This is a genomic window from Acinetobacter sp. UBA6720 (assembly GCF_002454215.1).
Classification (GTDB): domain Bacteria; phylum Pseudomonadota; class Gammaproteobacteria; order Pseudomonadales; family Moraxellaceae; genus Acinetobacter.
Window position 1 is genome coordinate 1 of record NZ_DKIK01000101.1, and the last position, 25,916, is coordinate 25,916.

Genomic DNA, 25,916 nt, shown 5'->3' on the forward strand with positions numbered 1-25,916 from the left:
GCCATCATCAGCTATGGTTTTGCTTTGGCAGGCATGAACCTATTGTTTTATTTATCCATTGCTCGCCTGCCGCTCGGCATTGCAGTGTCGTTTGAGTTTATTGGCCCACTCAGTGTCGCTCTGTTTTATGCCAAACAACGCTTTGACTTTGTTTGGGTCGGGCTAGCTATTTTAGGCTTGGTTTTACTGTTCCCTTTCGACCAAGCAGCTCAACCTTTAGACCCTCTTGGGATTGTATTTGCACTAGGTGCAGGTGCATGTTGGGCCTTGTATATCGTGGCGGGACAGCGCCCATCGGGTATTTCAGGCAACCATACCGTATGCTTAGGCATGTTTGTCGGTATGCTAATATTAATGCCTCTCGCACTGTTCAGCGGTCTATCTGCAAATGTGTTTGAACCCTCAAATCTAATTTATTTTATTGCCTTAGCTGTTTTAGCCAGCGCCTTACCGTTTAGTCTGGAAATGATTGCACTGCGCAATTTAACCGCTTTAAGCTTCGGTACGCTCATGAGCCTAGAGCCTGCGATTGCAGCACTATCTGGTTTTGTATTTTTAGGTGAGAAACTGCTGTGGTCTCAGTGGCTTGCCTTGAGTGTCATTATCATGACATCCATTGGTTGTACTTATACCGCGCAAAAAGCACGTCAAATCACACAGTGAAAGTATTTAGTGTTATTTGAATTTAAAAATTAGCATCATGCCTGCGTACACATTATTTTTAAATTCATGTTGTTGCATTTAAAAAATTCAGCTGATTTCGCATCCCCATGCAGAGCGAAATCGCTATACTAATCCACCTTCTTAAAATAACAGGTCACCATGACCTGATGCATGCATGATGCCTAATTCTCAACTGATGGCAGTGATGTTCATGGCCTTGTCCATGCTGTCCTATCAAATCAGTGCTTCTTTTGCCAAGCAGTTGATTGCAGTACTGGATCCCCTCACCGTGGTGACCCTTAGACTGTGCTTTGCCGCAATTTTAATTGTGCTGATGTTCCGCTCATGGAGCATTATCAAACGCCTACCGCATTTAAAATGGAAAGATTTACTCAGCTATACAGCAGCTTTATGCCTCATGAATATTTTATTTTACGCTTCGCTAGGTAGACTTCCTCAAGGTATTGCCGTCGGTTTAGAGTTCTTAGGTCCTCTGACTTTGGCACTACTGTCGATCAAGCAACAACGTGATTATATTTGGGTCGGATTGGCCATTTTAGGCATTGCACTCATGGTGCCGTGGCATCAGGCCAACGCCAGTAATTTTTCTTTCTTAGGTGCAGTATTTGCAGTGTCGGCAGGAGCCTGCTGGGCACTGTATATCTATTTTGGGCAAAAAGTCGTCCGTCAAAATATCGGCATGCATGCTCTCAGTATTGCAATTGTGATGTCAGCTTTATTGCTGTTACCCATCAGTGCCTCACATAATCCAACAGCCTTGATGCAAACCGAATATTGGCCCAAAGCCTTATTGATTGCCCTATTGGCAACCGCAATTCCCTACGCCCTAGACCTCATGGCCTTAAAACGCTTGAGTAAACTCAGCTACGGTACTCTTTCCAGTTTATCCCCGGCCTTAGCCGCTTTGGCTGGTTGGTTGTTACTCAAAGAACAAATTAGCCTGTGGCAAACCTTAGCGTTGCTTTGCATTATGGTGGCCTCTGTCGGCGTGACATTTAGAGCTAAATCTGACACAGATGAAAGCGTCTGAATCAGCAAAGATCACAATCGTACTTTATTTGAAAACAGCCTTAGGCCAAGCTGTCTTTGTCGATTTTTTTATATTTTCTATATTCACGCTGATATTGCTCCGCAAGTGTTATCTTCTGCGTGTCAGCTAAAATTTTTCCGGCTTGCTGAAAGAAACCATGTTCCTCTTCTTGTAAGTGATGATGTACAGTTTCCGATAGTTTTTTTGCAATTGCCAACCAACCTGGATTTGAGAACGCTGTCTCGGTCAGTTGTTCCAATAGCTCATCCATTTTATGGTGCTCTGCCAAAGCATGACGGGTAATGTTGAGGCCTGAATCGGTCATCATTAAAGGAATATAAAAATAACGATCTTCTGCAACAGCATGAGCAAATAATTCATTTTGAGACGTTCAAATAGCTCACGGCGCTCTGGCGTATCGCCCGAGGTGCTTAACAATTGTTCTGCCAAATTGCGTTGTATGACATGACTTTCTCTTAAAGCTTCAAATATATTCATTCTATGCTCCAGTCCAATTCAAGCTAAAACATCTCTTTTTTTTGCAAAGAATCTCTACACAGCGTTAAGCACGCTCTATTGATATTAAACAAAAAAGATGAAAAGTCAGGTCATGGTCTGCACGCTTTTTGTAATAAAAGTTTGAATGAATCTGCTGTGTCTTTACATAAAGAACATTTGATAGCTGAGCCTTAAAATCAGAATCGTAACTAAGATGAGGAATAAAATACGGATAAAGCCACTACCATATTTCAGCGCCATTTTTACGCCACAAATGGATCCGATCATATTCGCCACCGCCATGAAACCACCAATAACAAAGAGCACATGACCCGAGGGAATAAAGAAGCTCAAAGCAGCTAAATTGGTCATTACGTTACCAATTTTAGCCAGTGCTGCTGCATGTAAAAAGTCGACCCGTAAATATCGGATAAAATAGAAAATAAAGAAGCTACCCGTACCAGGGCCAAACAGGCCATCATAAAAACCGATGGCTAGGCTACCAACACCTGCTAAAAGCAAAATTTTCGGTGTAACCTGTTGTGCCATATGGACTTGTCCAAATTGCTTTTTCATGAGGGTATATACCGCCATCACAATCAGCATGACCAAGACAAAAGGCTGTAAAATTTCTTTCGGAATCATCGCAACACTGGCAGCACCACCAAATGAGCTGATCGCTGCACAAACTGCGACTACTGCTAAAAGTTTCCATTCAAAGCGGACTTTACGTGCAAAAGAGACTGCGGAAGTCGCTGTTCCCACGACTGCCGCCAATTTGTTAGTGCCAAATAAAGTTGCAGGCGCCATAGAAGGAAAAGCATTCATCAGGGCTGGAATTTGGATCAGCCCGCCACCACCAACAGCAGCATCAATTGCCCCTGCACAAAAGGCAAAAAAGATCAGACTGATAATAATGTCAATATCCACACCCTTTCCTTTTTACCAAGTGATATATTTTAATTATAGATTTAAAACACGTTTAGGAACCAATCTTTTCTTCTCGGTAATTTCAGCCAAACCTAAGCATTTTTCTCCATCGAAAACCAAGACCTGTGCTTCTGCTGTATGCTCAATATTACTTTCCATACCGCGACTGAAGTATTCACTGCGCCCTTCTGGAACTTGTACTTTCGGAAAATGATCTACAGGAGCATACACAGGTAACAACAGTGCTTCACGCTCTTGTTCAGACAAACTTTCTAAATACTCGATGCTATAGCTTGGAATCAGATCAAAATGACCCGTTTTAATGCGGTGTAAATAAGTCAAATGACCATAAGTACCCAATGCTTTCGCAATATCTTCGCCTAAAACACGAATATATGTGCCTTTGGAACAAGTAATATCAAGGGTTAAGCTTTCTGCTGTGAATGAAAGCAACTCAATCGCATAAATCGTAATCGGGCGTGACTCACGCTCAATCTCAATTCCTTTACGAGCTAACTCATATAAAGGACGTCCATCTTTCTTCAAAGCGGAATACATCGGTGGTACTTGCTGAATATCGCCCATAAATTGAGCCAAAATGGCTTCAATCAGCTCTTCGCTTAACTCAGGTACAACCTGCTCTAACAGCCGTTCGCCTTCCACATCACCTGTGGTGGTACTGTGACCTAGTTGGATTGTAGTTTGATAGCGCTTCACAGAGTCCAACAAAAAGTGCGAAAACTTGGTTGCTTCACCCAAACAAATCGGCAACAGTCCCGACGCTAATGGATCAAGTGCTCCTGTATGCCCTGCCTTTTGCGCACGGTACAACCAACGTACTTTTTGCAGTGCCGCATTTGAACTCAGCCCCAGAGGTTTATTCAATAAAAATACCCCATTGACTGCACGGCGCTGGATTTTTGAAGTAGATGATTTCATAACATACACATGTCTTAAAGCTGTCGTCATACTATCAACCGTTCATCAGTTTTTACAACTTTTCTGTTGTTTATTTGCATTCTCATTGCAAAATAAAACATGTTCAGTCATATGAACATCATAAAAAATACAATATGGACGTTTAGGCATAGGATATGCAAAAAAAGAAATTATGGTTGCTCTTCGCAGTCATCGTTATTGTCGTGCTTGGCTTTTTAATTTGGCTTGCGCCAAATGCTACAGATGGCTCAAGCAACGAGCAAAGCACCATGCGCTCATCAGGACATGATATGAGTGCAGCATTGACCAAATCAGGATTACAATCCTCCACAGCACTCCCTTTTGTAAGCAATAGCCAGCAAGACACTGAAGTGAATTGCCAACTTGCACTCGATCCAAGTAATCATTTGATTGTGAATGAGCAAACACGAAATTGCTTTGAATATTTTATTACCCAGTACGGTGAAAAAAATATTGACCAAATTAAACAAGATTTTAAAGCCTATATAGAGCAAGGCTATAAAGAACCTGCTTTAAAACAGATCTTAGACCTCTGGAGCCGCTATCTAAACTACCGTGTGCAACTGGGCAGCTTAAAAGAGCCAAGTCTAAGTAAAGAAGACCCTGAATATTACCGTAAGATTTTTGGTCTCATGAAAAACTTGCGTAGCCAGTTTTTTTCAGACTATGAAATTGAAGGCTTATTTGGTGCTGAAAATATCTACCATGAGTACACCTTAAATCGCATGAGCATCATGGCAGATAAATCATTAAACGAAGTACAAAAAGCACAAAAACTGAAGGAATTATTTGCTCAACTGCCAGAAGATTGGAAAGAGAATTTAGAACAACTTTCTAAACTCGAAGATTTGCGCAAACTCACTTCAGAGATTAAAGCCCGTGGCGGATCTGTAGAAGAGCTACGTCAAATGCGCATCAATCTGGTCGGTGTAGAAGCTACAGGACGGCTCGAGCAACTTGACCAAGATCGCGGTAACTGGAAATCCCGGGTCAATAGTTACTTAGAAAAACGTGATGGTATTTTAAAAAGTAACATGAGCCAAAGTGCTCAACAGCAAGCCATCCAACAACTTCGAGATCAACAATTTAGCAATTCCCAAGAACAACTTCGACTAGGAGCATTTGAAACCACTCATGATTCAGGGGGAAAACTCCCTTACGCAGAATAAATCTGTACGGCACGACTTTTTTCAGGATGAAAAAAAATGTTTAAAACGAAAATAATGAAACAAACAATGACACTACTCAGCTTGGTTGCAGGTATTGGACTCGGCTCAACAACAGCAAACGCAGGTCTACAAACGGTAACGGCAACCGTAAAAAGTACCTATGCACAAACAAAATATCCCCTCCTCTTTACTCACGGGATGTTTGGTTTTAGTCGTGTGGGCGTTGCAGAATTTGGGCTTGATTATTGGTATCAAATTTTACCCGATTTAGCTCGAAATGGCGCAACGACTTTTGCTGCACAAATTTCACCGCTTGAATCGACTGAAGTACGTGGTGAACAACTGCTACAACAAGTTGAAGAAGTGATTGCCATTACTGGAAAAGACAAGGTTAATTTGATTGGGCATAGTCATGGTGGGCCTACCATCCGCTATATTGAGGCAGTCAAACCGCAATATGTAGCATCTCTTACAGGTGTTGGAGCAACTTTCCGTGGTTCGAAAGTAGCGGATAAACTTCTCGCCAATGAAGGTGGAACACAACTGCTCAGTCTTGCTGCGGATTATATTATTGGTCCATTAATTGCCTATGGTCAAAACAATCCATCATTAAAAAGCAACTTAACCGCATCACTGACATCTATTAGTGAACAAGGGTCTAGTACTTTTAATCAAACATACCCAACCACAGCGCTTGCCTCAGACTGTAATAAGAGTGGTGCAACTTCAAGTAATGGCGTGTATTACTACTCTTGGACTGGTACTTCACAAGTCACCAATATTTTAGATGTCGCAGATAGTGCAATCTCACTATTAGGACCTTTAGCATATGGTAATTTAGACAATGATGGGCTGGTATCCCGTTGTAATACACACTTTGGGAAAGTCATTCGTGATGATTATGATTGGAATCATTTAGATGAAGTCAACCAAGTGATGGGTTTACGCGGTCTATTTAGCTCCGACCCTGTCGATGTTTACCGTCAACATGCCAATCGTTTAAAACTTCAAGGGCTTTAATTATATGCTTCTCTTCAAACCCCATGCGTTTTGAAGAGAAGCGCTTTATGAATTATCCAGTTACAAATTGTACTTAATTTAATCGGATTTCTTCCCGCTGTGACAGCGCACATTTTATACTCATCTTGACAACTTAAATTGTCGCCAAAAAAATAAAAAATGAGGATGATCAATGAAATATGGACTATTGATAGCTGGACTGCTATCGACCTGCGCACTGACCGCAACACAAACTCATGCGGCTGCTTCGCAAATTAAATCAAACTATGTTGCCTCTAGCTACGCAAAGACCAAATATCCTTTAGTCTTTGCACATGGCATGGGAGGTTGGATTCGTGCAGGTACGGATGAGCTGGGTGTGGATTATTGGTATCAAATCTTGCCTGACCTAGCCCGTAACGGTGCAAATGTATGGGCAACACGGGTTTCTCCATTTAACACGTCTGAGGTTCGTGGCGAGCAACTACTACAACAAGTTGATGAAGTTTTAGCCATTACAGGCGCCGCTAAAGTTAATTTGCTTGGTCATAGCCATGGTGGGCATAGCATTGCCTATGTCTCCAATGTTGCTTCCAATAAAATTGCTTCAGCAACGGCTATTTCCAGCCCTTTAAAAGGCTCTCCTGTTGCAGATCTGATTATTTCTGCACAAGGAACCCCATTGGAACAGCCATTGGTGGCGCTGATTAATTTTGGATCTAAGGCGATTGTATGGGCACAGCAGCAAGACCCTAACTCTCTACCACATGACGCACTTGGTGCAGGAAAAAGTTTAAGTCAAGCAGGATCAAAAGCATTTTCACAAAAATATGCTTTAGGTATGCCAAAAACAAGCTGTGGCGAAGGTACGGCCATGGAGAAAGGAATTTACTTCTATTCTTTCTCCGGGAACTCAACATTAACCAACATTCTTGATCCAGACTCATTATTAGGTGCAACAGGTTTACTCATGCAAGCACCAAATGATAACGATGGCTTGGTCTCACGCTGTAGTGCAAAGTATGGCAAAACAGTTCGCGATAACTATAACTGGAACCATTTAGATGTCATTAACCAGTTCTTTGGTTTACGTTCTATTTTTGCTCCAGACCCTGTTGATGTCTATCGTCAACATGCTAATCGCTTAAAACTTCAAGGGCTGTAAAACTTAAACATAAAAAATGCGCCTAATGGCGCATTTTTTAGCAAATAAGCAAAGTTAAAATTAACCTTGTTTACGTGCTGGTAACTTTTCACGAATACGTGCAGCTTTACCAGACAACTCACGTAGGTAGTAAAGTTTAGCACGGCGAACGTCACCACGACGTTTCACTTCGATTTTAGCAACGATTGGAGAGTGAGTTTGGAATACACGCTCAACACCAACACCGCTTGAAATTTTACGTACTGTGAACGCAGAGTTCAAACCACGATTTTTCTTCGCAATTACAACACCTTCAAATGCCTGAAGACGCTCACGGTCACCCTCTTTTACTTTAACCTGAACGATTACTGTATCGCCTGGTGCAAAAGCTGGGATGTCTTGTTTAAGCTGTGCATTTTCTACAGCTTGTACTAAAGGATGCTTACCGCTCATGGGGTATCTCCAATATGTGTGGGTCAGAAGAGGTCTGAGATCCACTGGGTATAGAGGCTAAAACGCATAGACCCGATTAGCTTTCTCTTTATGCCTGACCACTTCAATGCATAAAGAGCCTATTAAAAGGATACTTTTATTGAGTATCCAAATCTTTTAGCCATTTCTTTTGCTGCTTGCTCAACTCAACATTCTCCACCAACTCAGGTCGGCGTGCTTTGGTTCGTTGATAACGCTGCAAAAACCGCCATTTCTCAATATTGGCATGATGTCCCGACTTTAAGACTTCAGGGACATCCAAACCTTCAAAATGGTCTGGCTTGGTATATTGTGGGCAATCCAAAAGACCATCCACAAATGAGTCTTGCACATGAGACTGTTCATCAGACATTGCACCCGGAAGTCTCCGAATAATACTGTCCAATAAAACCATCGCAGGAAGCTCTCCACCTGACAAAACGTAATCCCCTATGGACCATTCCTGATCTACATATTTTTGGATCAGACGCTCATCAACCCCTTCGTAACGACCACACAACACAATCAATCCATCATAGTCGACGAACTGTTGTACCGCATGCTCATTTAAGGTGTTTCCTTGCGGTGACATATACACCACAGGAACATGAACTGCACCTGCTTGCACTGCAAGCTCTTTGGCATGTTGAATCGCTTTCGCCAAAGGCTCAGCCATCATCACCATACCTGGACCACCACCAAAGGGACGTTCATCCACTCGTTTGTAGTTGCCCTCAGCATAATCACGAGGATTAATACAAGTCACTTGTACTAAATCACTTTTTGCTGCACGCCCGCTAATACCGTAGGCTGTAATCGCTTCAAACATTTCAGGAAAAAGCGTAATGACTGCAAAAAACATCGCAGACCCCCGTATTTCCAAAAATAGTTAGTAATCCACGCCCCAATTAACGTAGATACGACCAGCTTCGAGATCAACGCGTTGTACCACATCTTTATGCCATGGGATCATGCGCTCTTCGCGATCAATGCTGTCTGGTGTTGCGTGAACCACCATGACATCATTCGCTCCAGTCTCAAACAGCTCATGGATTTTACCGAGATTTACTTCTTGTTCCTCATCATCCAAACCTAACACTGTTAGGCCTTTCAAATCAGACCAGTAAAACTCATCCACACCCGCTTGAGGTAATTGCGCTTTTGAAATCCATACATTTGCACCAACTAGGTTATCTGCTGCAGTGCGATCAATCACACCTTTCAACGCAACAACCAAGCCTTTGCCATGTGGTTTCCAACGTTTTACATCAACTGTTTGCCAACCTTCTTTGGTCTCAATATACCAAGGAAGATAGTCAAAAATGTTGCTCATAGGTTCTGTATTGGAATAGATCCAGAGCCACCCATTTAATCCATATGCTGAACGCAACTGTCCAATCTGAATACGATCTTCAGGAACATTCTGTGTTGGTGTCATGGGCTACCTACTACTTAATCAAAAATTATGCAGTAGCTGCAGCTTTCTTAGCTTGAGCAGCTAAAGAAGCAACACGTTCAGATGGTTGAGCACCTTGAGCAACCCAATGCGCAAAACGGTCAGCATCTAAACGAAGTTTTTCTGCTTTACCTTGAGCTGTTGGGTTGAAGAAACCAATACGTTCGATGAAACGACCGTCGCGTGCATTACGGCTATCAGTTACAATAACTTGATAGAACGGACGTTTTTTAGCACCACCGCGTGCTAGGCGAATAACTACCATGATACAACCTTATAGTTTTTACGGATTATCCCTGTATCGACCACCGATACATTTCAAACCCCTTTCATAGAGGGCAGTATTTTACGTTATCTTTAGAGCGAAAGAAAGATCAAAATTTGTTTATCCACAATTTTGAATTTGGGATTTACCTAATGTCTAGTGTCCCAAGAAGATTGGTTGCTTAGGTTTCCAGCATCACAATCACTGCCCTTTTGCCAAAACTTAAATCCGTCTTGGTTTAAACAAATCTCACCATTGTTTTTTTGAACTGTCGAACTATTTGGCTCTGCTTTTAATAAATACCCTTGATTATCCGCATCAATCGCTAAATTTAAAGTATATTCACCACTATTTGGATATGTAGCTGAAATACCAAGACCTGCTAAAGTTGCTCCAGTATAACTATGATTTACAGATTTATAGCTCTGTAAACGCTGGGCAATATTCATCATTTGAGCTTGAACATCCACACGATTTGTTTTTACTCTATAAGATGTATAAGAGGGATAAGCTATAGCGGCTAGAATTGCAATAATCGCAACAACGATCATGAGTTCAATTAATGTCAGGCCAGCATATTTACCATTTTTCATAATTATCCTCTCCACATCCTTCATAATCTTTTACCATATCAGCTGTACGTGTCATACAACGTATACCCGTACTAGTAAGTAATAGATCATAATTCTTAGGCTGTTTTAATGTCGTACCGCCATCTTCAGTAACCCTCTCAACTTTTATTGCCCAGTTTAAACCTAAAACTGTAGAAGAATTATCAGATAAGCTATCCTTTACTTCCAGATCAACAACCGTTAGCTTATATTTCGCATCACTTTCATCACTGCCAACAGGTAAATAGAGCTCACCCTTTGCATTATCATAACTTGGGTAAATATAAGTTGCGTCAAACCCCTTATAACTAAAATTCTTATTCTTAAAACGCTCCAATTCACTGGCTATTTTCAAAGCTTCTTGCTTCGCCATGGCTAAGTCTTTTTTTTGAATATAGGCTTGATAACTAGGCACAGTAATCGCAGCAAAAACTGCGATTATTACCAGAACGATCATCAATTCAATTAAAGTAAAACCCAATTCTTTTTTCATAAGCTTTACCTACTGTGTCTCATACCAGCGCATTTGTTTTAATCTTGAGCTATTATCAAACAACTGGCACTCTGGTTTATTTTTATTTGCAGATAACTCACAATCTTTCGGATCTCGATTGACAACCAATCCAAGTGTACCATCCTGATTTAAATAGCCTTGACCAACACCAGTACCTAAAATCCCTCCACCGAGTTTCACTCGATTCGGTTCAGTAGTTGCGGCAAGATAAAAGCTACAACGCCCTGTAGGTAAGCAAAATTGATATAAATATGAGTCACCTTTTACACCTGCACCGCAGTTACCACCAATACCAACCCCATCTCGATGATACACATTCGCATATAACATTGAATCTAAAGCATAAAGACCGTTCATACCTTTATATTCACCATTATTATTTGAGTAATAATATTTCCACCCTGCTTTAAAGCCATTAGTATCACTATGTTGTACACCAGTAGCTAAGTTCAATACTTCTAAATTTAGATTTTCAGAGTCTAGGGTCACATCATCATCAAATAAAGTTGATTTTGCGACATCATTATCAAATGCAACAAAAAGCCCATCTCTAGCACTTGCAGTATTTGAATTTGCTAAACCTGCTAATGGCGAACTTCTATTTCCTGAGCTAAAGGCAACTGCGGCAAAATATTTCCCACCTGAAAGATGAATCGAAACACTCGGCATATCATAAAAGCGCGGTTTTAATTGATCCTCAGGGGCTTCTTTAAATAAGGTCACCACACGTGGTGAAAAAACGTCTGCATCTTTTGCATTATTTATATCCACACGGAAACCTTGCCCTCCTAAGTCACCAAAATACAAATGATCAGCCAAACCATCACTATCTCTATCTAAAATATTAATTTGAGATACAACGCTGTAGTTCAAATCAGTATTAATCGTTTGTTGTGTCGCACCTGTTCTAGCTTCTGAACTAGTCCACCAGAGTAGTTCCCCTGTCATTGCATCAAACATATAAACGCCGTTCCCTAAAGATGATGTTGGATTCGCAGCAGGATCTTCATAAATCGGATCATACCCACCGCCTACAAACATCACCAAGCGCTTTTCACCATTCCAATTCACATGCGTAATTGTTGGTTTAGACCAGCTTTGTCCCATGCGCTGTAAAGCTTCTGACGCATTTTCTGCTTTAGGGTTTATAACAAACATTAATTTTGGCCGTTGTGTGGCAGATGCAGGATTAGATTCATCTAACTTAGCTTTCAATACATAAGTTAAATCTAAACCATAATAACTATACCCCCCCATTCGTAAACCACCATAAATCCATTGCAATCCTTTAATGGTCTGATCGTTTTCTTCATCATCTTTATTAAGGAGTCGACCTGAATCTTGTACCGTCAACGTCCCATCCGCTTTGGAAACATATTTTGTATATGCAGTCCAAGGTGCATCTACCCCATAAAAAAGATTATTCTTTCCACCTGTAGAACTTGACTCTGGCAAAAATGCAACCTTCTGTCTTTCCATAATTTCATTTGGAATAAAGGCAAATACCTCTTTTCCTGCGCTATCAACAACATGCAAAATACCTTGAGTTGAACCGAACAGAAGGTAATCTTTTCTTTTTTCCGTTTTAATTTGGTTATTTTTATCTAGATACACTCGCCCTTCTTGTGTTAGTTGAATTGGAGTTGAATGCATTACACTCCCTAACTGTCTTAACTCAGGCTTTTCAGTCAAACGATCACGTGACACATTTTCCCCAATTGGTACATTATATCCCAATACATTAAGCCAATAATTTTTGTCAGGATCATTCTTCAACAGCCCAGAATCATCGGTATTATTTGTTTCACTAAATAATGAATCTAAACTGACTTCAACTAAATTATTAGATTGGGAAACAACCGTATAAGGTGTTGTGGTTCCTTCAATTGCTCTATTAGTAAATACCTTACGCTGCGTATATTGCACCTCATCTTCTATACCCGTCCTTAGTGGCAAACGACTAACAACACCATCCCCCCAAAGTCCGACAGCAGTCCTATCAATAGAGCCATCACTCTTAATTAATTTAATTGTATTATCGGCATTATATAATTGACCATTGAAAATATTATATTTGTTTAAGTTGCCCACCCATAACTGAGTGCTTTCTTGAGGTTTTGGAATAAACGAAGAATAATAAGCATATGGTAATACTGTCGTTGGATTTAAACTATCCACAGGGATAGTCGGACTACCTGTGACAACAGGATCAAATTCTGGTTTTACTTCATCTAAGAACTTCACAATACTTGTAATAATATCATCCGAAGATTGGGCTGAATAAAATCCACCTTCACCAAATCCACCAACATTTGGTAGGGAGGTGTGTGAGCGCGCACCCCAGTTACATGCATTTCGCGCGTCAACCTTATCAACTGGAATTTTTGAACAATTATAATACTCTCTGAGAGTCCCCTTAGCATCTGTTAAAGAGCGAATCACACGGTCAACTTCGGGTTTATCTAAGTCAGCCTGCTTATCAACATCAAAAACCGAACCAAAGCCCACCACAGCTGTTTTAATTTCCATGCCTTTTGGGTTACTTGTTTTACTTCGTAAGGCTTTCGCAAACTCGCCTACAGCTGGCATACCATGACCAGCTTGTGACCCATTTGGTAAAGTTCCTGTTAAAGGAATACTAAAACTTGAACCATTAGTACCTAAAGCAGCTTTCATTAACGGCTCAGGCACTGGCGAACTGTTCGGTTCACCATCTGTTAAAAAGTAAATACCTTGTCCATTACATTGGGTGCTTGTTGTTGATAATGGACTAATATAGTTTGTACTGGTTTTAGAAGAGGTTACTGATTTCGAGAATCCACTATAACCCAGATTAGCCGCAGTTGATGTTGTACTTTGCACTAGACAAGTTCTTACTGGTGACCAGCCTAATGCACATTGCTGGGTACTCCATCCACTTGAACCAATAACAGTGCCAAGATTACCATTATATGAATTGCACGAAAATCCAGACCAACCCGCACATTTTGAAAATACTGTTCGCCCCCAACCATCTGTTCCAGAACTTACATACTCTTCCCGCATACCTGTAATAGTCGTTGTAGTATTTGTTCCTAACATATAAGCACCAACTTCTGCATATGCATTTGCAGTTGGAGTACCATTAGAGCCACGTAAATCTGCAACAGCTGTTTTTATAAGATTTTTTTGAGTTGTATTTAAAAGAGCTGCTGGTACCAACATTTTGCCAGAAGAGCCGTCCGCACTGGTATAGACATTATCACTTTCACTTTGTGCTGAGAAATTACCAACACCGATAGATACACGTGTGGGATCTATTAGATTACTGTCCAATAAAGCAAAAATTGCATCTTTGAGGCGCGTCAAACGATCATAATAAATCTTGCCACTAATCGTTACATCCTTAAAGTAAAAACACTCATTATTATTATTACAATTTTGGGCATTACCATTACTATTAAATCTTCGAGCTGTATAATCATCTACGTTCGGGGTAGTTGCTATACCATGGTTACATTGTCCTCTGTCAGTACTACCATTAATATCCACACAGGTGTACCAAGTATAGTTATTATTTAATCGAGCACTTCGTTTAAAGTAATAACGTCTTTCATCTCCGCCACCAACCTCACAATAGCTTCGCGTATAGGAAGGGGTTGTCACTGATGAAACACTTCCTGTTGTTACTGTCCCTGTAGACCCACTTGGAATATCACATGCACTACTACCAACTTGACCAACTGACATACTCCCTGAAGTATCCAACATGAGTGAAATTGTTGTTTTTCCATTCGTAGAATTTGAATAAATTTCTATATCACTGGCATGTGTAACACTTTGGCAGACGATTAGTGTCATACTCATAGATACCATGCTAGCAAGTGCCGTATAGCTATACTTTTTCATTTTATTACTCCTCAACACCCTAGCACTTATGACTTCAGCTTAGGTTGTGCACCAACCTTATAGTCTGCATGTTGAATATTGAAAGGAATATTCAACTCTTGAAAACATTCTTTAACCGTAGAGGCTCTGTGTTTAAAACACTCTTGAATTTCAGCGTCCGATGCATCAGCAAAGCTAGGTAATACAGAAACAACCGTTGCTGAAATATCATTTAAAGTTGCTGGTGTTTCATTCGCCCCAACACTTGAACCTAAAGGTAAATTTGACAATGGTGATGAATTACTTTGATTTGTTTTCTTTAAATATACTTGCGATAGAATGGCTGAACGTCCAGTAGCAAACTCATTCGCTTTACAAAACCCACCAACACCATTTTTCGTAATCCCACCTGATGAATCAATGACACTAGCATTGCTCATAGAAAAAAATTGGCTTTGCGATGCTCTATAACAAAAAACCAACTCATCTGAAGCATTTTCACTCATGTCAAAATAATAATACATTCCATCACTTGCTAACTGACGCTTAACCTGAGAAGGATCCTCCAAGTTAAATAGTGCAGAATTACTACTTTCTAATAACAAAGACTGGATTTGACTATTTGTTGCTAGTTTTAAGCCCAAAATACCTGAACGAATCGCGAATGTACCAATTAAAGTGACGAGCACCAAAATAACAAGTACAATAATCAAAGCTGAACCTAATTGCTTTTTCATCATTCTGCTCCCAAAGTATTTCTTAGGCCCACAAACTGAGTAATTGCTTGTCTAAGATATTTGCCATTATTTGCATTATCTTTCAATTCAACTGGTTGACCTGCAATTGTATATTCAGTTCTGGTATTCATTGAAGCATCTGTACCAATGGATTGGGCCGAAGTAACCAATAACCCCAACTCAATTCCAACAACATTGATATAGATGCTTTCATCTACAATAGATGTTGGCATTAATGAATTTCTATAAACATTTATTGTCGTATAACGTAAATTTCCATCAGGATTCTTAACCAACAAACGGACTTTAAAAGCATCTACATTTTGGATAATAAGCTGACCATTCTCGCCTAGTCCTACGACACTATTGGAGCTATCCACATAATACCCTGCATCACAATACAGTCCAAAACGGCCCAAACTCCCTTGGATTTGCTGATTATTTGGCAATCTATCTAAGTAGTAACGATAAACATACGTCCTACCAGCAACCATTGCAGCTCCTTCACAATCAAATTGATCATCGCCTCTGACATCAGGCATAAATTGCATTGTAATTTGATCACTCTCATCCTCTTTAGTCGCATCCTCACTGATTCCTTGAGTTGTTAGAAGATCCTCCGTATCATCTCTAACATTTTCAGGTAAATTATCACTTACAAAAACAATACCCGAACCGACCAGCTTATTATTTACTCTCTGTGCTGAAGGCGTATTGAGATTTGCATGCCGTAAATCTTGCGTAAGCATTGATAAACCAAAGTTAGCATTTTGTTGTATGTCCCCCATGCTAGTTTGAAAACCCATTGATCTTTGTGCATTCAAGAAAACAGCTAAGCCAGCAGCAACGATTAATAACCCTAATACCAATGCAACCATTAACTCTAATAAAGTTAAACCTTGTTGGGCAGATTTACTCATAGTTATAAACCTCCATGATTACGCATTGTGCATTTGGTTCATAAGATGTTCCATTGGTACATGCCGCACTTTCATCGCTTGAAGCATCGGAGGAAGATGAAGTGCTAGATGCATCAGTTGCTTCCGTTTTACCCCAAGCAACATATATACACTTACGCCTAAAGGTATTATTAACGCCCTGACAATCTAAAATATTAATCGCCATCCCTTGCTGTTCCGCCCTTTCCTCAACTTGGGCATATTCAAAATGCGCCATATCTGTTGGATTGCAATATTGCGTCTCATCGCAAGCAGCAGGAGTATTTGATGAAGGTTCATAAGATAACAATCCTTCCCTATTCATACGCATACGCTCTGATAAGTCTCTTGCTAAGTTCATTGCTTGTACGTTTTGCCCTGCTTCTTCACTAGCTGAAATTGCTCGAACCTGCAAAGCAATAAAACCTAGAACTGCAACACCAAGTAAGAGTAAAGCAACCATGACTTCAACTAAGCCCACGCCAGTTTGAGTTTTTTTTATCATTTTCATTTTTCTCATCAAGCACAACTTGTAGCGGTCTTGTCATAGATAACAGAACCATTCTTATTAAAACGAATCACTGCTCGCAACGCGTTGTCCTTTGCATGTTCCAAAATCACACAATCTGCATCTTCGATTAAATAACCAAAAAAATTATATGTCATAGCATCTGGAGTGGCTGAGCTTACCCAGTTTGTATTTTCAGAAGGTTGCCAATTCTTAAAAGCAGAACCAGCACTAGAAGTCAAAATAATTTGCCTATCCTGCTTTCGAAAAATTGCCTCTGAGCGAGTTTCAATAGCAAGCTGAATAACTTCGTGAGCATCGTTATTGAGTTGGATTCTTCTGACTTGTTGCATAAAAGAAGGTGCAGCCATCATCGCGATAATTACCATAATCGCAATTGTCACCATCAATTCAATTAAGGTGAACCCTTTATATCTCTTTTGCATACTCCCTCCCCAAGGCAACAAAACTTTACCCTATTTAAAATCATATTCTAATTCTTTACACAACCAACACAATACAGGATAAAAGGCATAAAAAAACAGATGATTGCCAATTTACAATCATCTGTCAATTTATCAATAAAATTAGAATGTTAACTAATACACCTTTTAAGCTTGAGTTACCGCAATACGTAACTCTTTTGGCAAACTAAAGGTAATATTTTCTTCACGTCCAGCCAACTCTTGCGGTGGGGTTGCACCCCAATCCTGTAACCGTTGGATGACTTGTTTAATTAAAATCTCAGGTGCAGATGCGCCCGCCGTAACCCCAACTTTAGCAATATTTTCAAACCATGCTTGTTGGAGTTCCTCTGCATTATCAACCAAATAAGCCGATTTACCCATACGCTCTGCAAGCTCACGCAGGCGGTTCGAGTTTGACGAATTTGGTGAGCCAACCACGAGCACCACATCACATTGGGTCGCTAAATCACGCACCGCATCTTGGCGATTTTGAGTCGCATAACAAATATCATCTTTACGTGGTCCTTGAATCTCAGGAAATTTTTTACGCAAAGCATCAATCACTTTAGCAGTATCATCAATCGACAGCGTGGTTTGTGTCACAAAAGCCACATGCTCAGGGTGTTTAACTTCAAGCTCAGCGACATCCTCTTCATCTTCCACCAAATAAATTGCACCACCATTTTTTAGGTCGTATTGACCCATGGTTCCCTCAACTTCAGGGTGACCTTCATGGCCGATTAAAATGGCCTCCACACCCTCACGGGCATATTTGGTCACCTCAATATGAACCTTGGTCACCAATGGGCACGTTGCATCAAAAACTTTTAAACCCCGGCGCTCAGCTTCAATCTGTACTGCTTTCGAAACACCATGCGCACTAAAAATCACAATATTGTCGTCTGGTACTTCATCTAGCTCATCAACAAAAATTGCACCACGTTGACGTAAATCATCCACAACGAATTTGTTATGAACCACTTCATGACGGACATAAATGGGCGGATTAAAGCATTCAAGTGCACGATTGACGATGGCAATCGCACGGTCAACACCTGCACAAAAACCACGTGGATTGGCCAATACAATTTCCATATGTTCCTCGATACCACTTTTCAATCAGCGGAAACTAATAAAATAAATGCAAACAAAGTGACGCCTAGCTATTTCGTTTAAACCTTGTCTGCTCTAAAATAGAGAAGATATTTTATCATATCAGGAAAAATATCATGTCGGGTCTCTTGTTTGTCGTTTCTGCAGCTTCAGGAACAGGCAAAACATCCCTCGTAAAAGCCCTCCTTGACCGTGTAACGAATCTTCACGTTTCTGTTTCTCATACTACACGTGGGCAACGTCCCGGCGAACTTGATGGTGTTCACTACCACTTTACCGAAAAAGACAACTTTTTAACATTGGTTGGACAAGGTGGATTTATTGAATACGCTGAAGTCTTTGGTAATTACTACGGCACAGCACAAGCCACTGTAAAAGAACAATTGGCCAAAGGTCATGACGTCCTACTGGAAATTGACTGGCAAGGTGCACAGCAAGTTCGTAAACTTTTTCCTGAATCTAAACAAATTTTCATTTTACCTCCAAGCCAATTTGACTTACGTCAACGCCTATCGAACCGTGGCACAGACTCGGTTGAAGTGATTGAGCGTCGTTTAGGCTGTGCGGTTGAAGATATGCAACAATATGTCAACTTCGACTATGTGATTATTAATGATGATTTTAATAAAGCCTTGCACGATCTTGAGTCTGTGATTATTGCCAATCGTCTTGTTCTTTCTCAGCAAGCCAATCGTCATCAAAAAATGATTTCTGAACTGATCACCCCTGTAGAGAAGTGATTAAAACTTGAGTCTACAGACAAAGCGCCTTATACTGCACAGTCTGTTTTATTTTCCCATTCATAACGAGAACTCTTATGGCACGCGTAACCGTTGAAGATTGTTTAGACCATGTAGACAACCGCTTTGAGCTTGTACTAGTGGCAAGCAAACGCGCGCGTCAATTGGCACGTCAAGGCATTGAACCTACTGTTGAGTGGGACAATGACAAACCGACTGTTGTTGCATTACGTGAAATCGCAGTAGGTCATGTTTCTAAAGATATTTTGAAACAACGTGAGCAAGACTACCAAACTTCGAGTCTTGATCTTGCCCTTTCTGCAAACAATTTGAATTTAGATGGTTTTTCTTTCCAGTAAGAAAAATTTATCGTTTAAAAGCCTAGTTTTTAACTAGGCTTTTTTATTGGATAACTTTTATATTTCTGCAATACACGTTATAACTAGAAGATAAGATTCATCGTGGTTTAGGTGTATCTTTTTTGCTTTTATTCCAATGAAAAAATTGACAACTCATGCAATATGTTTTTCATTAGATGATCAGTAAAATTTTCTTGTAATTGCTACGTCTTAAAGGTGTTTTATGCCAGGCCCAATGGTCAGCCAAGCTAAACAACAGCTCAAAACTATTATCGATGCTTACTTAACTGAAAGCGATGTCGAGCGTGTGCTTGCGGCCTGTGATTATGCGGATATTGCCCATGATGGTATTACCCGTAAAAGTGGCGAACCGTATATTTTACATCCGATAGCCGTAAGTTGTATTTTAGCGCATATGCGTCTAGACGCAGAAACACTCATGGCTGCACTTTTGCATGATGTCATTGAAGACACTGATTTTAGCAAAGAAGATATTGCTGAGAAATTCGGCAAAACCGTCTCAGAGCTTGTCGATGGCGTCACTAAGCTCAGCCAGTCGAGCGATAAAGAATATAATAAAGCGGCTTCATTCCGTAAAATTCTGCAAGCAACACTACAAGATCCTCGTGTCATTATTATTAAACTGGCTGACCGTTATCATAACATGACCACCTTGGATGCACTGCGCCCCGACAAACGCGCACGTATTGCCCAAGAAACCTTTGATATTTTTGTTCCAATGGCACGTATTGTTGGTATGAATGAGATGGGCGATAACCTTGAACATTTGTGTTATCAAAACCTCGATCTCGATATGTATAACAATGTCCAAGAGGCTTTATTACAAACCAAACCCAAACGCTGTGAATATCAAAGTAAATGGGAACATAATCTAACCGAATTACTGAAAACCCATCAAATTTCAGGTCGTATTAAAAAGAAAAATAACAATATTGAACTACTGCGCCACTTTGTCAAAAATGACATTGATCTACATGAACTCACCCACAGCCATGCCTTTGAAATCATTTTAAATAGCATTGCAGACTGTGACCGCTTAGCCGAGGTGTTGCGTGAGAGTTTTCAAGTTTTGCATTTTGCAGACCATATTCGCAAACCGCTCCCTGGTGGTAACCAATCATTACTACTACGTTTGAAAGGTGAAAATACGACACTATCAGTAACCATTCAAACAGAACTGATGCGTAAAGCTGCGCGTTTTGGCGTGGTGCTTGGTGACAGTGCACCACAAGCTTGCCGCTCTGCAATTCAAGCCTCAATGCAGAACTTAAATGTCTTAATTGATGGTGCCTGTGCTAAGACCACCTTTAGTGAATTACTCGACTATCTACATCAAGAGAAAATATGGGTCTACACTCCACAAGGTCATTTACATGAATTACCGCAAGGAGCAACAGTAGTCGATTTTGCCTACTCTGCCAGCTTATTTTTAGGTAACCATGCAGTAGGTGCAAAAATTAATGGGGAAACCAAACCCCTTTCTACACCATTGCACAGTGGCCAGGTGATTGAAGTTATCACCGATGTCTTAGCCACCCCAAACCCTGACTGGCTCAGCTTCGTCAACACACAAAAAGCCCGTCGTGCTTTGCAAAATATTTTGCGCGATCAAGATATCGAAGAACAACGCTTAGTGGGTCAACAAGCTTTAAATCGTGCCTTAAAGCTATTTAATGTCTCCATCAAAGACTTAACTGAAGCCGACTGGTTAGAGCTTCTACAATGGCGTCATATCGAAACTAAAGACCAACTGTTTGAGCAAATTGCCGTAGGTGATTTATTACCACAACTGGTTGCGAATCATTTATTTGCACATGATCAAGGGCAACAAGAGTCTGATCGACTGATCCAAGGTACTGAGGGAGTCGATGTTAAATATGCACATTGCTGTAACCCTGTACTCGGTGACCCAATTCAAGGACACTTATCCCGTCGTGGTCTGATTGTCCATCGAGCACGTTGCCACAACCTCTTACATGAACAACATCTGCACCCTGAAAACATCATGCCATTACAATGGACGAATGAAAACGAAGAAGAAATTAGTTTCACTGCATATTTACTCATTAATATGGCAATGGATGATGAGCAAATTTCCGACCTAATCTACCAATGTCGTAAAGAAAAAATCGGGGTAGAGATGGTCCGCAATCAAGATGATAAAACCTATGTCAATGTGGTCGTGCATAACCGCAAGCAAATTGCCAAAATTATCCGCGATTTACGCATGCATTTTGGCTTCCCACGCATCAGTCGACTGGCTCAACCTGTCAGCCTTTCTGAAACCTCAGTTGCGAGTTAATTATTTAAATCTGCACATTTTAATGCCAATCTAAGCTATGATTGATGGTGAATCATAATAGGAGAACACGATGTCCCGCCAAGTAATTCATACTGAAAATGCCCCTGCTGCAATCGGCACTTACTCACAAGCGATTCTAGTCGGCAATACACTTTATCTTTCTGGTCAGATTGGTTTAGATCCGTATAGTATGGAATTGGTTGAAGGCATTGAAGCGCAAATTCGTCGTGTTTTTGACAACCTAAAAGCCGTATGTGAAGCAGCAGGTGGAACGCTGGCTGATATCGCCAAATTAAATATTTTTTTAACCGATCTTTCAAACTTCCAACTCGTTAACCAAATTATGGGCGAATATTTTGCACAGCCCTATCCTGCACGTGCTGCACTCGGTGTGGCGAGCTTACCTAAAAATGCACTCGTTGAAATGGATGGCATTGTAATTATTAATCAATAAGTTATGATTTCAAAAAAAAGCCACCGATCAAGTGGCTTTTTTTTATCCAAAATCTCAATAAAAACGAATGGAATTCCAAATGATTTTTATTGACAAACGATAACAATTATCAATAATATCACTTATCTTATTTATTTCATGTGGCTTGCTGAAATGTACGTGTGCTTATGCCGTGGTATTACAGATCAAGATATTAAAGATGCCGTTGAAAATGGTGCGGGAAGCTATCGTGAAGTCCGCGAGATGCTAGACCTCGGCACATGCTGTGGGCGCTGTGCACCAGAAGCACGTTCGATCATTAGCGCTGAAGTATCTGCGATTGCATCACGTTTGGCGATTGCGGCATAAATAAGTATTTGTTTCATATTTTAGAATAATCATAATTATAAAATTACTCTTTATGAGTAACTCCTCCCCCGCTTATGACTCTAGGCGGGTTTTCTTTTCTTGAAGTAACCAGAAAATTCAACTCTCATTCCGCATGCTTTTGATTGCGATTTTCATTTGCTGTTCTATAAATTACTCGCCAAAGATCGCATTGTTGTTTAAGATATTTCTCATAAGTTATTGATATTATTTTTTTAGCAGCAGTTTGAATGGAGCTTCCTCATGAAAGGCAATCGTGATGTAATTAATCAGTTAAATCAGGTGCTTTATCATCATTTAACTGCAATTAACCAGTATTTTCTTCACTCGCGCATGTTTAATGACTGGGGTATTGAGCAACTTGGCTCTGCCGAATATAAAGAATCCATTCGTCAAATGAAACATGCAGATAAAATCATTGAGCGTATTCTTTTTTTAGAAGGCTTACCAAACCTACAACACTTAGGCAAACTTTATATCGGGCAACACACGGTTGAAGTACTGAACTGTGATGTACGTAAGGTCAATGAGAACATTGAAGCCATTCAAGTCGCTGTGAAGCTCGCTGAGGAACAGCTCGACTATGTCACTCGTGATCTTGTGCAAGAAATCTTAGAAAAAGAAGAAGAATGGTTAGACTGGACAACCACACAGCTTGATTTGGTTGAAACTGTGGGTATTGAGAATTATATTCAGAGCCAAATGTAAATCTTTTAAAGCCCGCTGTAGCGGGCTTTAAATTAAATACCTTTACACGCTGTAGGTAAATATAATTGCCTAATTTCTGTAGATGCACACTCCCAATGTGCAGAGCCATTACCAGCATAATTCATCATTGTAAAAATAAGCCTCTTGCCTGAAACATCAGCATTCATAACAGAACTATTAAATGTGACCTCAAAAGCACATAGAGCTAATGGATAAGTTGTATTTAATGCAATACTTTGTACATATTTTGAATTAATTAACCCCGTAGATACCACACCCATATCAGATAACGATATAGGACAAGCACCAGTATCACTATAAACAGCTATTAAATCCCCTTTATAAGTACTAACCATGCCTAGAGCCTCAGAAACCTGAGCACGAGTTGTATAATTTTGATAGGTTGGAATTGCAATTGTAGCTAAAACACCAATAATTGTAACAACAATCATAAGTTCTATTAATGTAAAGCCCTTTTGCATTTTATTCGCCCTAAGACCGACATAACTCAAAAATACAAAAATCGTGCCAAAATATAATTGTTTGTTTTTATTCAAATTTATAAAAACGATTAGATATTAAACCTAATTAAGTGACATTTTTTATCATTGATATTTTAAAAAAGTCATACAAATAATTCTATATCTGTAAATAATACTAAATTACTCAGACCAAATAAAAAGCTTTGAAAAAAATAATTAAATCTATTAAAATTAATAGTTTAAAAAAGGAAATCTTATGAGCAATATCTTTATTGTTGGCACTAGGGCTCAATTGATAAAAGTTGCTCCTGTAATTTACTTTTTTGAAAAAGAGCAACTGCCTGTTATTTTCTTGCTCACTGGTCAACACAGAGACACTATGCAAGATCTGATTGATGAATTTAAAATCCAAGCAGAACCAATTCATCTAATTAAAAACAACAAAGAACATTCAAATATTTTATCATTGTTAGGCTGGCTACCAAAAATCTTCCAACTTTTAACTAATTACTTAAAAAATTTCAAAAATGCAAATGTTTTTGTCCATGGTGATACACTTACAACACTTGCTAGTGCATTATCCGCCAAGTTAACCAATAATAGAGTTATTCACCTTGAAAGTGGACTAACATCAAATAAACTCTTAAGTCCTTTTCCTGAAGAAATTATACGTAGAATTGTATTTAGAACCACAAATATTGCATGTTGCCCAACACAAAAAGACTTTGACCATATGCAGAAGTATTACCCGAATACAACTGCATTAAATACTTTTGGTAATACTATTCTTGATAGTATTAATCTTTTAAATATTACAAAAAAAAATGTATTTGATTCTACAAATACTATCGTCGTTTCTATTCATCGCTTCCAAAATATTTACAATCAAGAACGTTTGAATAATATTGCTAAGATGCTTCACACACTTTCCCAAAAATATATTTTAAATTTTGTATTACACCCAGCAACCGAAAAAAAATTAAGAAAATTTGATTTGTTTAATAATTTAGAAGAAAATAAAAGAATTCATTTATTACCAAGAATGACTTACCAAAATTTCCTAACACTTGCTTTAAATAGCGAAGTAGTTATTACTGATGGAGGTTCAAACCAAGAAGAATTAGCATTTTTCGGTCACCCAACTGTCATTTTAAGAGACTCCACAGAAAGACAAGATGGTATTGGTTACAATGCTATACTTATAAATGAAACCCCAATTTTAATAGATTTTATTTTGAGTAAAAATTTTCTTAAATTGAAGAAAAATAGGTCAAATTTAAAGAACTCTCCTAGCAAGATCATTACTAATTATTTCCAAACAAGTAAAAAATAAGGTGAGATTTATTAAAAATCCCACCTTATATTGCAAATAGCCAAAATAAAATGCTTACTCTCTAGTCTAATTAGCTATGGGTAAGCCAATACTAAATTAAACTCACCTAAATTATCTTTGAGGCTAACAATATAAGCTTTTCCGATATAACTACCCGATTGAATTTCAATTAATTCCAAAGGAATGCACCCTAGATTTTCCAAACTGTGAATAGTACCCAAGGGAATAAAGGTCGATTCATTTTCTGAAATAAAATATTCCTCAAGTCCTTTCATCAGATTTCACTACCACCCAATTTACAATCGTATTTGGATACCTATGATCCGTTCGGCGGATAAAGTGGTAGCTAACAGCACACCTACATAGGATATCTGTCTGCACAAAGGAGTCTCATATAATAAGTTAACTATTATACATCCAGGTGTCACACTCCCTCTCATAGAGAAAGATCAAACTCTTATTAATTACATAAAAAACAAATATGATTTAAACAACTTAGATTAGCATTTGAAGTGCAACACCATGTTGTTGCCATAATACCTGACTCGGACTTTTAAAGCTGAGTCTTTTTCTTGGGCGATGATTCAAACGTTGAGTGATTTCTGAGATATATTCATCGGTATAGGCATTTAAATTACTGCCTTTTTTAATGTATTGTCTGATTAAACCATTTGTATTTTCATTCGTGCCTCGTTGCCAAGCGCTATAAGGATCGGCAAAATACCAGTCTAGTTCTAATTCTTGAGCAACATACTTATGCAGACTGAACTCCTTACCATTATCTGCGGTA

Annotated in this window: 29 protein-coding genes and 1 pseudogene; 12 read left to right on the forward strand and 18 right to left on the reverse strand. The window is 39.4% G+C overall.

The annotated features are described in order from the left end of the window. Both B4F08_RS09090 and B4F08_RS09095 read left to right on the forward strand, forming a co-directional pair. Positions 1-663: EamA family transporter (locus tag B4F08_RS09090; protein ID WP_291374202.1), on the forward strand; the 663-nt coding region annotated here is incomplete at its 5' end. A gap of 178 nt (positions 664-841) precedes the next feature. Then, entirely contained in the window at positions 842-1,714 is an 873-nt protein-coding gene (locus B4F08_RS09095; protein WP_291374216.1) for an EamA family transporter, read from the forward strand. 40 nt (positions 1,715-1,754) lie between these two features. Here B4F08_RS09095 and B4F08_RS09100 read toward each other — a convergent pair. From B4F08_RS09100 to truB, 3 genes and pseudogenes are all read right to left on the reverse strand, one after another. Further along, positions 1,755-2,212, reverse strand: a pseudogene (locus B4F08_RS09100) (hemerythrin domain-containing protein). 162 nt (positions 2,213-2,374) lie between these two features. Next, positions 2,375-3,142: a sulfite exporter TauE/SafE family protein gene (locus B4F08_RS09105; RefSeq protein WP_291374203.1), complete on the reverse strand. Its 768-nt coding sequence runs from the start codon at positions 3,140-3,142 to the stop codon at positions 2,375-2,377. A gap of 33 nt (positions 3,143-3,175) precedes the next feature. Further along, positions 3,176-4,081, reverse strand: coding sequence for a tRNA pseudouridine(55) synthase TruB (gene truB, locus B4F08_RS09110; protein ID WP_086209016.1), 906 nt, complete (start codon positions 4,079-4,081; stop codon positions 3,176-3,178). A 155-nt stretch (positions 4,082-4,236) separates the two neighbouring features. On the opposite strand from truB, the gene B4F08_RS09115 reads away from it, so the two are divergent. From B4F08_RS09115 to B4F08_RS09125, 3 genes are all read left to right on the forward strand, one after another. Then, positions 4,237-5,271, forward strand: coding sequence for a lipase secretion chaperone (locus B4F08_RS09115; RefSeq protein WP_291374204.1), 1,035 nt, complete (start codon positions 4,237-4,239; stop codon positions 5,269-5,271). A gap of 54 nt (positions 5,272-5,325) precedes the next feature. Next, positions 5,326-6,291: an esterase/lipase family protein gene (locus tag B4F08_RS09120; RefSeq protein ID WP_228156955.1), complete on the forward strand. Its 966-nt coding sequence runs from the start codon at positions 5,326-5,328 to the stop codon at positions 6,289-6,291. Positions 6,292-6,463: 172 nt separating this feature from the next. Continuing rightward, positions 6,464-7,435: an esterase/lipase family protein gene (locus tag B4F08_RS09125; protein WP_291374205.1), complete on the forward strand. Its 972-nt coding sequence runs from the start codon at positions 6,464-6,466 to the stop codon at positions 7,433-7,435. Between the two features lie 60 nt (positions 7,436-7,495). Here B4F08_RS09125 and rplS read toward each other — a convergent pair whose 3' ends face one another. The 12 genes from rplS to ispH all read right to left on the reverse strand — a co-directional run bounded on the left by rplS (position 7,496) and on the right by ispH (position 18,343). Then, positions 7,496-7,867 carry a 50S ribosomal protein L19 gene (gene rplS, locus B4F08_RS09130; RefSeq protein WP_004974529.1) on the reverse strand — a complete coding sequence of 124 codons (372 nt, stop codon included), beginning with the start codon at positions 7,865-7,867 and terminating at the stop codon, positions 7,496-7,498. 136 nt (positions 7,868-8,003) lie between these two features. After that, positions 8,004-8,747: a tRNA (guanosine(37)-N1)-methyltransferase TrmD gene (gene trmD, locus B4F08_RS09135; protein WP_086209019.1), complete on the reverse strand. Its 744-nt coding sequence runs from the start codon at positions 8,745-8,747 to the stop codon at positions 8,004-8,006. Between the two features lie 27 nt (positions 8,748-8,774). Then, the gene (rimM, locus tag B4F08_RS09140) at positions 8,775-9,323 is read right to left on the reverse strand and encodes a ribosome maturation factor RimM (protein ID WP_086209020.1); all 549 of its coding nucleotides are present in this window, start codon (positions 9,321-9,323) and stop codon (positions 8,775-8,777) included. Between the two features lie 25 nt (positions 9,324-9,348). Beyond that, positions 9,349-9,606, reverse strand: a complete 258-nt coding sequence (gene rpsP / locus B4F08_RS09145; protein ID WP_004718284.1) for a 30S ribosomal protein S16 — start codon at positions 9,604-9,606, stop codon at positions 9,349-9,351. A 149-nt stretch (positions 9,607-9,755) separates the two neighbouring features. Beyond that, positions 9,756-10,199 carry a type IV pilin protein gene (locus B4F08_RS09150; RefSeq protein WP_110974036.1) on the reverse strand — a complete coding sequence of 148 codons (444 nt, stop codon included), beginning with the start codon at positions 10,197-10,199 and terminating at the stop codon, positions 9,756-9,758. Continuing rightward, on the reverse strand, positions 10,186-10,710 hold the full coding sequence (locus B4F08_RS09155; RefSeq protein ID WP_110974035.1) for a type IV pilin protein: 525 nt from the start codon (positions 10,708-10,710) through the stop codon (positions 10,186-10,188). Before B4F08_RS09155 ends, B4F08_RS09150 begins: the two co-directional genes overlap by 14 nt. A 9-nt stretch (positions 10,711-10,719) precedes the next feature. Further along, the gene (locus B4F08_RS09160; protein WP_291374206.1) at positions 10,720-14,619 is read right to left on the reverse strand and encodes a PilC/PilY family type IV pilus protein; all 3,900 of its coding nucleotides are present in this window, start codon (positions 14,617-14,619) and stop codon (positions 10,720-10,722) included. Positions 14,620-14,645: 26 nt separating this feature from the next. Then, positions 14,646-15,335, reverse strand: coding sequence for a pilus assembly protein PilX (locus B4F08_RS09165; RefSeq protein WP_110974088.1), 690 nt, complete (start codon positions 15,333-15,335; stop codon positions 14,646-14,648). Beyond that, a complete protein-coding gene (locus tag B4F08_RS09170) occupies positions 15,335-16,255 on the reverse strand; it encodes a PilW family protein (RefSeq protein WP_291374207.1) in 921 nt (306 codons plus the stop codon). Before B4F08_RS09170 ends, B4F08_RS09165 begins: the two co-directional genes overlap by 1 nt. After that, the gene (pilV, locus tag B4F08_RS09175; RefSeq protein ID WP_291374217.1) at positions 16,248-16,775 is read right to left on the reverse strand and encodes a type IV pilus modification protein PilV; all 528 of its coding nucleotides are present in this window, start codon (positions 16,773-16,775) and stop codon (positions 16,248-16,250) included. Before pilV ends, B4F08_RS09170 begins: the two co-directional genes overlap by 8 nt. 17 nt (positions 16,776-16,792) lie before the next feature. Beyond that, positions 16,793-17,227, reverse strand: a complete 435-nt coding sequence (locus B4F08_RS09180; protein WP_291374208.1) for a pilus assembly FimT family protein — start codon at positions 17,225-17,227, stop codon at positions 16,793-16,795. A 165-nt stretch (positions 17,228-17,392) separates the two neighbouring features. Then, positions 17,393-18,343 (reverse strand): 4-hydroxy-3-methylbut-2-enyl diphosphate reductase, encoded by a 951-nt coding sequence (gene ispH / locus B4F08_RS09185; protein WP_291374209.1) that lies wholly within the window; start codon positions 18,341-18,343, stop codon positions 17,393-17,395. Positions 18,344-18,477: 134 nt separating this feature from the next. Between ispH and gmk the strand changes: the two genes are divergently transcribed. From gmk to bfr, 6 genes are all read left to right on the forward strand, one after another. Continuing rightward, positions 18,478-19,101, forward strand: coding sequence for a guanylate kinase (gmk, locus tag B4F08_RS09190; protein ID WP_291374210.1), 624 nt, complete (start codon positions 18,478-18,480; stop codon positions 19,099-19,101). 77 nt (positions 19,102-19,178) lie between these two features. Next, positions 19,179-19,460, forward strand: coding sequence for a DNA-directed RNA polymerase subunit omega (gene rpoZ, locus B4F08_RS09195; RefSeq protein WP_086209029.1), 282 nt, complete (start codon positions 19,179-19,181; stop codon positions 19,458-19,460). 223 nt (positions 19,461-19,683) lie between these two features. Continuing rightward, positions 19,684-21,783 (forward strand): RelA/SpoT family protein, encoded by a 2,100-nt coding sequence (locus B4F08_RS09200; protein ID WP_086209030.1) that lies wholly within the window; start codon positions 19,684-19,686, stop codon positions 21,781-21,783. Between the two features lie 70 nt (positions 21,784-21,853). Further along, positions 21,854-22,237 (forward strand): RidA family protein, encoded by a 384-nt coding sequence (locus tag B4F08_RS09205; protein ID WP_004691470.1) that lies wholly within the window; start codon positions 21,854-21,856, stop codon positions 22,235-22,237. Between the two features lie 153 nt (positions 22,238-22,390). After that, positions 22,391-22,585, forward strand: a complete 195-nt coding sequence (locus B4F08_RS09210) for a bacterioferritin-associated ferredoxin (protein WP_010327639.1) — start codon at positions 22,391-22,393, stop codon at positions 22,583-22,585. Positions 22,586-22,846: 261 nt separating this feature from the next. After that, positions 22,847-23,311 carry a heteropolymeric bacterioferritin subunit Bfr gene (gene bfr / locus B4F08_RS09215; protein ID WP_291374211.1) on the forward strand — a complete coding sequence of 155 codons (465 nt, stop codon included), beginning with the start codon at positions 22,847-22,849 and terminating at the stop codon, positions 23,309-23,311. 32 nt (positions 23,312-23,343) lie between these two features. Here the strand turns inward: bfr and B4F08_RS09220 are convergent, their stop codons facing one another. Further along, on the reverse strand, positions 23,344-23,793 hold the full coding sequence (locus B4F08_RS09220; protein WP_291374212.1) for a pilin: 450 nt from the start codon (positions 23,791-23,793) through the stop codon (positions 23,344-23,346). A 256-nt stretch (positions 23,794-24,049) separates the two neighbouring features. Here B4F08_RS09220 and B4F08_RS09225 point away from each other — a divergent pair, with 256 nt between their 5' ends. Next, a complete protein-coding gene (locus B4F08_RS09225) occupies positions 24,050-25,126 on the forward strand; it encodes a UDP-N-acetylglucosamine 2-epimerase (RefSeq protein WP_291374213.1) in 1,077 nt (358 codons plus the stop codon). Between the two features lie 74 nt (positions 25,127-25,200). On the opposite strand, the gene B4F08_RS09230 is transcribed toward B4F08_RS09225, so the two are convergent. After that, positions 25,201-25,401: a hypothetical protein gene (locus B4F08_RS09230; protein ID WP_291374214.1), complete on the reverse strand. Its 201-nt coding sequence runs from the start codon at positions 25,399-25,401 to the stop codon at positions 25,201-25,203. Positions 25,402-25,621: 220 nt separating this feature from the next. Further along, positions 25,622-25,916, reverse strand: a 295-nt coding sequence (locus tag B4F08_RS09235) for an IS30 family transposase (RefSeq protein WP_291374215.1), incomplete at its 5' end; no start/stop codon positions are given.